The organism is Bacillus sp. JJ1764, assembly GCF_036962145.1.
Classification (GTDB): Bacteria; Bacillota; Bacilli; order Bacillales; family Cytobacillaceae; genus Neobacillus.
The window spans coordinates 1-3119 of sequence record NZ_JBALNY010000083.1; the positions used below are offsets into that span (position 1 = coordinate 1).

Below are 3119 nucleotides of genomic sequence, written 5' to 3' on the forward strand. Positions count from 1 at the left end.
TGTGGGCTGGGCTGAACGCGGCGGCTATCTTGCCGAAGGTCACGGGAACTCAGTTCCAAGATTTCATATCGTCTGGGGCACCGGTCCGGGGCTAGTCAAACCTTTTGAGGAACGAGTCCGCAAGGGAATGGCCAGTGGCCTGATTGATTATCGACCGCGTCATCGCGTTAAAGAATTAATTACTGAAAATGGTACTGTCATTGGGGCTCGGGGTGATCTCCTTGTCCCAAGCGATGCTGCCCGTGGTGAATCCAGTTCACGTGAAATAATCGGAGATTTTGAGTTTCACTCCCAAGCCGTCATTGTGACAAGTGGCGGAATTGGCGGGAATCACGAATTAATTCGAGAAAATTGGCCTGCACGACTAGGCAATCCCCCCAAAAATATGATCTCCGGAGTGCCTGCACATGTAGATGGCAGAATGCTGTCCATTACCGAAAAAGCAGGAGGACGGATTGTCAACCGGGATCGTATGTGGCATTATACAGAGGGAATTAAAAACTGGAACCCGATTTGGCCAAGGCACGGGATACGCATCCTTCCAGGCCCTTCTTCTATTTGGCTGGATGCCAAAGGAAAGCGCTTTCCAACCCCTAACTTTCCTGGATTTGACACATTAGGTACTTTGGAAACGATCATGAAATCAGGCTATGATTATTCTTGGTTTATTCTGAACCAGAAAATTATAGAAAAGGAATTTGCACTATCCGGCTCCGAACAAAATCCAGACTTAACGGAAAAAAGTATCAAAAAAGTATTAAGTCGTGTCCTTCCCGGACCGACTGCTCCGGTAAAGGCCTTTATGGAAAAAGGTGAAGATTTTATCATCGCTGATACACTCCCTGAACTTGTCTCCGGAATGAATAACCTTGTGGGAAATGACTTGCTGCAACTGGAAGAAATAAAACGACAAATCCACTCCAGAGACAGGGAAATCGATAATCCATTTGCTAAGGACCTCCAGATTACTGCCATTCACGGAGCGAGAAAATATCTCGGCGATAAATTGATCCGTGTGGCACCTCCACATAAAATTCTTGATCCAAAAGCGGGTCCATTAATTGCAGTACGGCTTAATATTATCTCACGAAAAACCCTTGGCGGCCTCCAAACTGATCTATCTGGAAGAGTCCTAAATGCTTCCGGAAATCCTGTTCCGGGATTGTATGCTGCTGGGGAAGTTTCTGGGTTCGGCGGTGGAGGAATACACGGATACAGATCACTTGAAGGAACCTTTGTCGGCGGCTGTCTTTTTACAGGAAGACAAGCGGGTCGTTTTTTGGCTAAAGAACTAAAATAAAGGGTGCTCTGAGCACCCTTTTTAATTAGTAAAGACAAATTCTGTTCTACTGCCAGTTTGACCGGAAATCACTTCTAATCTTGCATCAATCCGCTCTTTTAACTCCGGAACGTGGGAGATGATGCCAACCAAACGGCCACTGTTTTGGATATCCATCAACGACTCAATCGCCTGATCTAATGATTCAGGGTCCAAGGTTCCAAAACCTTCATCTATAAACATTGTTTCCAATGATACCCCGCCTGCATATTGTTGAACAACATCTGCCAATCCCAATGCCAGCGAAAGGGAGGCCTTAAAGCTTTCCCCACCTGATAAGGTTTTAACATGTCGTTCCTGACCCGTATATTGATCATAAACCAGCAATTCCAATCCGCTTTGAGCATTTCCTTTGGAACGATCCGTTTTTCTACGCAATTGAAAACGACCGGATGTCATTTTTCTTAGTCTGCCATTTGCTTCTCTTAATATATCATCCAAAAATGCTGCGAGGACAAAACGTTCAAAGGTAACTTTAAAGCTATTATCTCCTTTGGCAATCCTATAGAGGTGACCGATCAAGCTATAACGTTCTTCCAGCTCTTTCACTACTTCATTTAAACGTTCAATTTGCTGTTGAACCTCCTCATTATTCTTCTTTTTAATGACAAGATCTGTTCGTTCTTGTGATAATGTGTGAATTTCGTTAGTAATGTTCTCTAATTCCAGTTTTAAACTGGCAATATCAGGTGTTGGTATATTCGCTAAACGTTCTGTTAATTCTGTCAAACGATCGGAAACAGACCGTAACTCCTCCCGATAGTTTCGAATTTGAGACTCTAGTTCCTTAATATCCGATTCGGTAAGCTTTCCAGCGTGATATTCAGTATAGTTTTCAAATCCTTGTTCTGCCAATTTATTTTTAAACGTTTCTCTTTCAGTTGCTAGTTCCTGTTGTTTGGTTAAGAGAAATGCCTCTGCATCCTGCAGACGGGCAACCACGGCTGCCAGCTTTTCCTTGACATCATTCACTTTCTTTTGTGAATCTTCAAGTCGCTTTACTAAATTTTGCTGGAGATTTTGTGCAGCAGTTAGCTCCCTTTCATATTCTGATTCAGTGCGAAGATTCTCTGGAATCATCTTCATCATTCTGTTTAGGTTAGTTCCTTTTTCAGTAACCTGTATCGTTAATTCTGTTATTTTTTCTATAACATCCTGAATTTGATTCTGTAGATTCATTTTTTCAGATTCATACTTTTCTATTTGAACTATAACCTGGTCAACTAGCTCCATTTGTTCTTTTAATTCTGCTTGTTTGTCCAACAAACCATCCTTTGCCGACAGCGTCTCAGCTTTTAAAAGAAACAATTGGTCCTTAGAAAAATCAGGACGGATTGTTTTTATTTCAATGAATGATTCACTTAGAGCGTCCAACTTCGCTTTTTCATCAGCTTTACTTTGAAAATAGGAGGACTCATCTTTGGATTTTTCTTGTTCCCATTTTTGGACCTGCTCTTTCGATGCCTTCAAATCTTCTTCATTGGGAATTTCCCCATTTTGAGACAGCGTCGGTGAAGGATGATGTTCAGAACCACAGACTGGGCATGGCTCCCCAGATGTTAGTGATGCTGCTAATAAAACAGCTTGGCCATGTCTCCACTTTTTCTCCAGCTCTTCAACAAGCGCCTTGGCATCTGTCCATTTTGCTAGGCTATTTTCATAACGTGATAAAGCCAACACTAATTGTTGCTCCGCTTTTTGATGCTTTTCCATGATGGTTTCATATTTCATGAGAAGGTCATATTCTGTTTGCAGTTTTTCTATCTTTGCCTTATTTTCT

At 42.2% G+C, this 3119-nt stretch carries 2 protein-coding genes; one reads left to right on the plus strand and one right to left on the minus strand.

The window, feature by feature from the left end; translation table 11 throughout:
* Positions 1 to 1300, plus strand: a 1300-nt coding sequence (locus tag V7083_RS12925; protein ID WP_335478325.1) for an FAD-binding dehydrogenase, incomplete at its 5' end; no start/stop codon positions are given.
* Between the two features lie 21 nt (positions 1301 to 1321).
* Here the strand turns inward: V7083_RS12925 and V7083_RS12930 are convergent.
* Positions 1322 to 3119 (minus strand): SbcC/MukB-like Walker B domain-containing protein (locus tag V7083_RS12930; RefSeq protein WP_335478327.1); only part of this gene is annotated, 1798 nt, incomplete at its 5' end.